This window comes from Listeria welshimeri serovar 6b str. SLCC5334 (assembly GCF_000060285.1).
Classification (GTDB): domain Bacteria; phylum Bacillota; class Bacilli; order Lactobacillales; family Listeriaceae; genus Listeria; species Listeria welshimeri.
The window spans coordinates 2,806,269-2,814,130 of record NC_008555.1 but is presented as its reverse complement, the minus strand read 5'-3'; the positions used below and the strand labels follow the sequence as shown (position 1 = coordinate 2,814,130).

9 protein-coding genes are annotated in these 7,862 nt (G+C 33.7%); 8 read left to right on the top strand and 1 reads right to left on the bottom strand.

Going from position 1 to position 7,862, the window contains the following annotated elements; genetic code table 11:
* The first annotated feature begins 187 nt into the window (after positions 1-187).
* The 6 genes from LWE_RS14230 to LWE_RS14205 all read left to right on the top strand — a co-directional run bounded on the left by LWE_RS14230 (position 188) and on the right by LWE_RS14205 (position 3,445).
* Positions 188-658, top strand: coding sequence for a hypothetical protein (locus LWE_RS14230; protein WP_011703468.1), 471 nt, complete (start codon positions 188-190; stop codon positions 656-658).
* Between the two features lie 167 nt (positions 659-825).
* Positions 826-960 carry a 50S ribosomal protein L34 gene (gene rpmH / locus LWE_RS14225; protein ID WP_003718062.1) on the top strand — a complete coding sequence of 45 codons (135 nt, stop codon included), beginning with the start codon at positions 826-828 and terminating at the stop codon, positions 958-960.
* Positions 961-1,049: 89 nt separating this feature from the next.
* On the top strand, positions 1,050-1,409 hold the full coding sequence (gene rnpA, locus LWE_RS14220; RefSeq protein WP_011703467.1) for a ribonuclease P protein component: 360 nt from the start codon (positions 1,050-1,052) through the stop codon (positions 1,407-1,409).
* Between the two features lie 40 nt (positions 1,410-1,449).
* On the top strand, positions 1,450-2,313 hold the full coding sequence (gene yidC, locus LWE_RS14215) for a membrane protein insertase YidC (protein WP_011703466.1): 864 nt from the start codon (positions 1,450-1,452) through the stop codon (positions 2,311-2,313).
* A complete protein-coding gene (gene jag / locus LWE_RS14210; RefSeq protein WP_011703465.1) occupies positions 2,310-2,930 on the top strand; it encodes an RNA-binding cell elongation regulator Jag/EloR in 621 nt (206 codons plus the stop codon). Before yidC ends, jag begins: the two co-directional genes overlap by 4 nt.
* Before the next feature lie 53 nt (positions 2,931-2,983).
* Positions 2,984-3,445, top strand: coding sequence for an ASCH domain-containing protein (locus LWE_RS14205; RefSeq protein WP_011703464.1), 462 nt, complete (start codon positions 2,984-2,986; stop codon positions 3,443-3,445).
* Positions 3,446-3,522: 77 nt separating this feature from the next.
* Here the strand turns inward: LWE_RS14205 and LWE_RS14200 are convergent, their stop codons facing one another.
* On the bottom strand, positions 3,523-4,935 hold the full coding sequence (locus tag LWE_RS14200) for an MFS transporter (RefSeq protein ID WP_011703463.1): 1,413 nt from the start codon (positions 4,933-4,935) through the stop codon (positions 3,523-3,525).
* Between the two features lie 153 nt (positions 4,936-5,088).
* Here LWE_RS14200 and LWE_RS14195 point away from each other — a divergent pair, with 153 nt between their 5' ends.
* Complete coding sequence (locus LWE_RS14195) at positions 5,089-5,631, top strand: GNAT family N-acetyltransferase (RefSeq protein WP_011703462.1); 543 nt, start codon at positions 5,089-5,091, stop codon at positions 5,629-5,631.
* 184 nt (positions 5,632-5,815) lie between these two features.
* The gene (locus LWE_RS14190) at positions 5,816-7,810 is read left to right on the top strand and encodes a transglutaminase family protein (protein WP_011703461.1); all 1,995 of its coding nucleotides are present in this window, start codon (positions 5,816-5,818) and stop codon (positions 7,808-7,810) included.
* Positions 7,811-7,862 lie beyond the last annotated feature (52 nt).

The window sequence follows — 7,862 nt, the reverse complement described above, 5'->3', positions numbered from 1 at the left end:
TCCACAAGTCATTGTGTGTAAATAACCACTAATTGTGTATAAGTTTGAACTTAAATAAAAGGTTATCCACAATCAAAGGAGGTTATTCACTACTTATCCACACTTTTTGAGGAAGGATTTCATTGCGACAATGTGTTAAACTATTTAGCAGTATATGAAAAAAAGACAAAAGATAAGGTTGTGAAAAATGATATTTCAACGGCTTTTGAAAACAAGAGATACAGAATTCTATCGAGTAATACAAAACGGGAATATTGATGATGTTTTTGGTTATTTACTTATTCATGATAAAAGGGAACCAGCAGAAATTGATGATTTTAAAGTATTTGCAAAAAGTAATATAAATAAAGAAGCTTTTTCCGTAAATATTAAAAAAAATCATACTTACACGATGTTTTTTCACTTTACAGATTTAGAAGAAGAACAAGAAATTCCCAAATTTACCAAAGTAATTCGTTTTATAGAAGGGCTTTTATCTTTTCAACCTGAAATGAGTCATTATGTCGACAACTATTTAATAAAGGAAAAACTAGTTTTTGAATATCCAGCAGAATTTGAGAAAATTGGAGAGTTTGCGAGATATTTAGTAGAGGTATCAGGCAGAAAAATAGCGATTCCAGATACTACTCGAGAGAAATATATTTATTTGACACAATAAATTTTGAAAAATGGTTTTTCTTGCTATAAAAATATGATATGATAGTGAACGGAGTCTAAATAGAAATTCGTCTAAATAGTATTGACAAAAATGACCAGTTCACGTACAATATCTAAGACTGTCTAATAGATAAATTCGATTGGACCCTTTTATGGGAGGTGTAATTAATGAAAAGAACATATCAACCAAGTAAACGTAAAAGAAAAAAAGTGCATGGTTTCCGTACGCGTATGAGTACTAAAAACGGACGTAGAGTTTTAGCAAGTCGTCGTCGTAAAGGAAGAAAAGTTTTATCTGCGTAGACCACTGAAAACGACTCAGTGGTTTTTTTTTTGAAAAATCGCTGAGTCAAACGGCCTTATACTAAGATAAGTAAGAAGATGGAGAATGTATGAAAAAAAAATATAGAATTAAAAAAAATGACGATTTTCAAAAAGTATTCCGAAGAGGAAAATCTTTTGCTAACCGTCAATTTGTTGTTTATACTTTAAAGCAAGAAGGATCGAATCATTTTCGAATTGGTTTATCAGTTAGTAAAAAAATTGGAAACGCTGTCTGTCGAAATCGAATTAAACGCTACATACGACAATCATTCCATGAATTAGAAGACCAAATCAATCCTGAAAATGAATATATTATTATCGCCAGAAAACCGGCGGCCAATATGGATTTTCATGAAGTAAAGAAAAGTTTGATTCATGTTTTAAAAGTGGGGCGTGTTTTAAAGCAAAAACCAAACAATTCAAAATGAGTGGGAATTTGAAAAAGGCGAAATTGGAGGTTACATCAATTTGAAGAAGAAAAAGCGATTCAAACAGAAGTTGCTCATCGCAAGTCTTGTAATCGGATTAGTAGCAGTACTTTCGGGTTGTGGCTATTCAACTGATCCAATTACATCAGAATCAACTGGATTTTGGAGTCATTATATCGTATTTCCATTATCTTGGCTTATTACTTGGTTTTCCGATTTATTCGGTGGAAACTATGCAGTCGGAATTATTGTTGTTACTATTTTAATTCGACTACTTATCATGCCTTTAATGATCAAACAACTGAAGAGTCAAAAAGCCATGACAAGTTTACAACCGAAAATCAAAGAACTACAAGTAAAATATGCATCTAAAGATAATGAAACGAAACAAAAATTACAACAAGAAACAATGCGTTTATATCAAGAAAATAGCGTAAATCCAATGATGGGCTGTTTACCATTACTTATCCAAATGCCTATACTACTCGGATTTTACCAAGCAATTAGTAGAACAGCAGAAATTAAAACCGACACATTCTTATGGATGCAACTAGGAAATCCGGATCCATATTATATCTTGCCAATTGTTGCGGCATTAACGACATTCTTATCATCAAAAATTTCTATGATGGGGCAAACACAGCAAAATAAATCAATGGCAATGATTGTTTACATTATGCCAGTAATGATTCTATTTATGGGTATTACATTACCTTCTGCACTTGCTCTATACTGGATTATCGGTAACGTGTTCACCGTATTCCAAACACTTTTAATTAATAATCCTTTTAAAAATAAACGTGAACAGGAGGCGCTGGCGGCTGCTCAACTAGAAGAAGAACGTTTGAAGAAAAAAGCAGCTAACATGAAAGCTTCCAAAAAAGGAGGTAAGAAAAGAAAGTGAGAGATATAACTGCGCAAGGCTCAAATGTGGAAGAAGCAATCCAAAATGCATTAACTAATTTAGAAACGACACGCGACAAAGTGGAAGTGGAAGTTTTAGACGAAGGTAAAAAAGGTATTTTCGGAATTGGTTCCAGACTAGCTATGGTAAAAGTGATTGAAAAAGAAGATGGTATCCAAGTAGCAATTGATTATCTTTTAGACATTGCTACCAAAATGGGTGCAGAAATTACAATTGATGTAGAAGAAATTGGTAAAGATGTGAAACTGCAAATTAAAGGTGATAGCCTAGGCTTGCTAATTGGCAAACATGGTCAAACGCTTAATGCACTTCAGTACTTAACACAATTAATTGCTAATAAAACAACGAGCCAATACAAAAACATTATTGTGAATGTAGGGGATTATCGTGAAAGACGTCATGAAACGTTAGTACTTTTAGCAAATAAAATGGCCGATAAAGCTCTTAAAACAAAACGAGCTGTTCATTTAGAACCGATGCCTTCTTTTGAAAGAAAAATCATTCATGCTATTTTAAGTGAGAATGAGCAAATTGAAACGCATTCGGAAGGACGCGACCCGTATCGCTATATTGTGATTAAGCCAGTGAAAAAATAGAATGCAGACTGAGGTTTTTAGGAACCTCGGTCTTTTTTTAGGAGGAGACTTAAGTGACAATATATAAGGATTCGGTTAATGAAATGTGGCAGAAATATCGAGCAGAAAACCCAATGATTTCAAATAGGTTTGAAGCCTGGGCATTTGGAGATTCTTCTAAGATGGCGAATGAGCTTGGTGCACTTGTTATGGATGGAATTAAAACAGGCACAAGTAGTTTGTTTTACTGGTATGATCAAGGAGGAGAAACGATGCCTTCTGTTGGTTCCCATGTGGTTCTTTTAGACGGCGAGGAAGAAGCGATGGGTATAATTAAGTTAATAAGTGTAACGATTATGCCGTTTAATGAAGTTCCCAAAACATTTGCTTATTTGGAAGGAGAAGGTGACCGAACGCTTGAATATTGGCGTAAAGTGCATACTTCTTTTTTCACTAATGAGTGTGTAGAACTCGGAATCCCTTTTGAAGAAGATGCTCTAGTAGTTTGTGAAGAGTTTGAGGTTGTTTATAAATAAAATGTTTCACGTGAAACATATATAAAGAGTACGGAGATATACATTCCCAATCAAGGATATATCTCCGTACTCTTTTTCTAGATATTTTTTGGTAAACGGAATATGAGAAGGAAACAAACAACGAGTAAAATAATATTAACATACATGCTCATTTGCAAACTGTCTGAAAAGGCACTCGCTTTTGAAGTGGCAGTTGTATTTCCTAATGTACGGAAAAAAACGGAGCCAACCACAGCAATTCCAAAGGATGAACCGATTCGTTGGGCTGTATTAAACATCCCGCTTGCACCACCGCGATTTATACCCGTTACTGTGGAAAGTGTAAAACTATTCAGTGGCGCAATAGTCAAACCACTACCAATTCCAGCAATGAAAAGTGGTAAAAATAAGAACCAAGCAGAAAAAGCGCCATTATTCAGATGGAAAACAATAGAAACGGTGCCGAGACCAACAATAACGAGCGAGACTCCAAGCATTAAAAGTTTTCTTCCGAGTAACGGGATAAGTCGGTAACTGTTAGATGCAGCGAGCACACTACCTAATGCAAAAGGGCTAATAGCAAGCCCAGATAAAATAGCCGAACGGTTGAAACCAGTTTGCCAAGTTAGCGATAGTACGAAGAAAATACTTGTAAAAGCAGCAAAGTAAACAAGGGATAAAAGCATACCTGAAACAAATTGATTGTTTTTAAGTAGGTTGGGTGCAATTAATGGCTGATTTCCTTTCTTTTCTTGATAGACGCTCCATTTATAAAGGATAATAAAGAGAGGAATAGACAATGCCATTAAAAGATAATCCATTGGTCTAAAATCATTTGCACCATTTGAAATAAGTGGGAAAAGTAGTAGTAAGAGTGCGATTGTCAGTAGCCCAACTCCAGGTAAATCGAAACTGATTTTTTTCGTGGAAACAGTTCTTTTAGGAAGATAAAGCATAGCCAGTACAAGTGTTACTAAAACAAAAGGAACATTTACGAAGAAGACTGCGCGCCATCCATTTGTAACGCCAAAAAGTTCAATTAAAAGACCACCTGTAAGAGGTCCGATTGCTGTTCCAACTCCAATAACCGAGCCAAGAATGCCAAAGATTTTCCCGAGATTTTCCCCCGAATACATATCCATAATTGTGGCATTGATTTGCGGAAAAAATAACCCAGCAGCGAGGCCTTGTATTACCCGGGAAATAATTAAGCTGTTTTCCGAATTAGCAAAGCCAGCTGTAACACTCATAATTAGAAAGAGCGTAATCCCGATAATATAGACATTTTTTCGGCCAAATTTATCTCCAAGTCGACCGGCTAAAATAAGTACAAGTCCAAAAGCGAGCGCATAGCCTGAAATAACCCATTCGATTGTTTCACTTGTAGCGTGTAAAGCAGTCGTTATATCTGGTAAAGCAACGTTGACAATAGTTGTATCTAGTAAAGAAATAAAAGCACCAAGCATAATTGAAATAAGTGCTAAAGTTTTACGTTTATTCGTCTGTTCCATGAATCATTCTCCTTTTTGAAGCTTTTGAGATATTTTCCATTATAAACCTAAATACTATTATGATAAAGAAAGAGCGAATGTTTCACGTGAAACATTTTACTTTGAGAGCATGATTTGATAAGCTTTTCTTATTAATAAGGTGGTGGTTAACGTATGGAAAATCGTAAACAAATGATAAAAACAGAACGACTTTTTTTAAGTGAAATGACGTTAGCTGATACGGAAGTTTTATTTGGCTATTGGTCAGATGATTCGGTTACTAGATATATGAATATTGAACCTTTTCAAAGCATGCAACCAGTAGAGGAAATGATACGAATGCTCAGACAGCTAGAAATGGAAGAAAAAGCGCTGAGATGTGTAATTATTTTGCAATCAACAGGAGAAATTATAGGTACATGTGGTTTTAACTATATTGATCATGAAAACCATCGTGCAGAAATCGCTTATGATTTAGGGACGCGTTTCTGGAGGCAAGGTTATGCTACAGAAGCTGTGAGAGCGCTTATGGAATGGGGAAAAGAGTCTTTTAAATTACACAGAATAGAAGCAAAAGTGGATCCTAGAAATGTTTCGTCAATTACTTTATTAGAAAAGCTTGGTTTTTTAGAAGAAGGATTACTTCGAGATTATGAAAAGATTGGTACAGCATATCAAGATGTCAAATTGTTTTCTTGGTTGAATACTAATAAGTAGAAAAAGAGTTTTGTATTTAAACTCTTTTTTTCATACAAATAATCACAAATGTGTCGATTTTTTTTCTAAATTGTGTATAGAAAGCAAGAATATTAAGTGAGCGTTAGGAAAGGTCTTTGTATTTTAGATAGTTATTGCTAAAATAAAGTTAGCTTTGAAAATATTTAACATTAGGAGATATACTATGACAAACCAATATTATTTTATCAAACCAGAGTTAAGTTCTCCAGAAACAAAACAAGAAAATATTGATTCATGGTTAAAGACACAAGACAAAACTTTTTACGATGCTCAAATTGCTAAAGAGCGGGATTACTGCTTTTGGTGTAATATTGTAGAAACTGCTAAACCGAATTCTCGCACTAGTTATACTTCAATGGCCTATACGCTAAATGATGCGGGTATGCTCAATACAACTGGGAAAACTAGCTTTATTCTGTCAGAAGAAGAAGTATTGAATATTCACACTATATCGGTTGTTCGTGACGGCAAAGTGATTGATAAATTGGGTGATATTAATGTAAAAGTACTGGACTATGTTCGTGACGAAAATCAAGCGAGCTTTAATGATGAAAAAAAAGTAACAATACTTATTCAAGACTTACATTTAAATGATATTTTCATTATGGAAACTTCGATTGAATGCAAATACGAAGAAAGTAGTATTCGCAATCAATTTTTCCGCTGGATTTATTCGAGGCCAAATTCTTACTGGGCTTATGGCAAATATCTTTTTGAATTAAAAAATGAAACAGAGAAAAATTTAGAAGCGAATTTTCATTATTATCGAGATGAAGCGGGCTCTATTTTAGAAAAAGATAAGCTTATAATTGAACACAATCAATCTTATACAATCGAAAAAGAAAATTATATTGGAGAAGATGCAAAAGAACTGGAAGTTACACCGTTTATTGATTTTGCGACAGAGCAGACATATCCAGAAATCACTAAAACAATTAGTAACCTTTATCAAAAATTCTATCAAGTAAACCTTACTGATTTTGCGGCTGATTTAGTGGCAGAACTAGATGCGTTGCCTTCTTTAGACCATAAAATTAAGCATGCTATCGATTTTGTTCAAAAAGAAGTGTACTATTTATATAATGAAGCGGAAATGGACGGACATGAACCGCAAGCTGCAGAGGTCACTTATAAAACAAAACAAGGGGATTGTAAAGCGAAAACAGTTCTTTTAAAGGTGATTTTAGCTGATTTAGGAGTGGATTCGGAGATTATCTTAGTTAATTATGGCAGTGATATATTCTTACCTGTGTACACACCATCTCCGTTTAATTTTAACCATGCGATTTTAAAAATAACGCATAATAATCAAGTTTATTTTATCGATGCTACGATGAGTAATGATCAAGGTTTTTTGGCTAACCGTCAAAAAAATAGTTTTATGTATTATTTAGAAGTTAAAGCAGGTTCGGAATTGCAAAAACAAGAACCATTCCAAGATGAAATTCCAGCTATAGAAGAAAAATTCTACTGTGATGTGAAAGGAAATGTGGCAGAAGTTATTTTTGATAGAACGTTACGTGGAAGAATTGCGAATCAAGTACGTGAAATGTTTAAAAATGATTCCATCAAAGATATAATTAATCGATATAATTTTACAATTTATAGTAATATGGCATTGGATACAAAGTATGGAGAAAATGAGATAAATAACTATTTTAGTAATACCTCTATTGAAATAGTAAAAGATAATAAAGATTTAAATGAAATTTCATTAATTTATAAAGCAACCATTTCTGAGCCATATAAAATTGTGGATAATAAGCGTTTCTTGCATTTCTGGAGTAGAGGTAATTTTGTAGATAATGAAGCTAGTAAGCATTTCAACAAAGATATTCCTTATTGGATTGATCGAAATCATATTAAAACCGAAATTCATTTAATGACGGATCATTCCATTAACCAAACGGAACCGTATACACGGCAAGAATGCGATATTAAATCAAAATATGTAAAACATCGTGTGACGAAGAAAATTTCTAAGCAAGGCGCTTCTTGTTATATTGACTGCCAATCTTATCATAACCTCACTCTTTCAGGAAAAGAATTGGATGATTACGCTAAGGCAAATAAAGAGATTCTTAATAGTAACTGGGGTATCGGTATTGATATCATTGAGGATGGTTTGTTTAAAAGATTAAGTCAGTTATTTAAATAATAAAACCAAAAAAAGCATTCCTTTTCGTTAAAAGGATGCTTTTTTTGATAAA

Coding starts and splice junctions, on each gene's coding strand:
- LWE_RS14200 (WP_011703463.1), bottom strand. CDS start 4,935: ATGGAACAGACGAATAAACGTAAAACTTTAGCACTTATTTCAATTATG.
- rpmH (WP_003718062.1), top strand. CDS start 826: ATGAAAAGAACATATCAACCAAGTAAACGTAAAAGAAAAAAAGTGCAT.
- rnpA (WP_011703467.1), top strand. CDS start 1,050: ATGAAAAAAAAATATAGAATTAAAAAAAATGACGATTTTCAAAAAGTA.
- LWE_RS14195 (WP_011703462.1), top strand. CDS start 5,089: ATGGAAAATCGTAAACAAATGATAAAAACAGAACGACTTTTTTTAAGT.
- LWE_RS14230 (WP_011703468.1), top strand. CDS start 188: ATGATATTTCAACGGCTTTTGAAAACAAGAGATACAGAATTCTATCGA.
- LWE_RS14190 (WP_011703461.1), top strand. CDS start 5,816: ATGACAAACCAATATTATTTTATCAAACCAGAGTTAAGTTCTCCAGAA.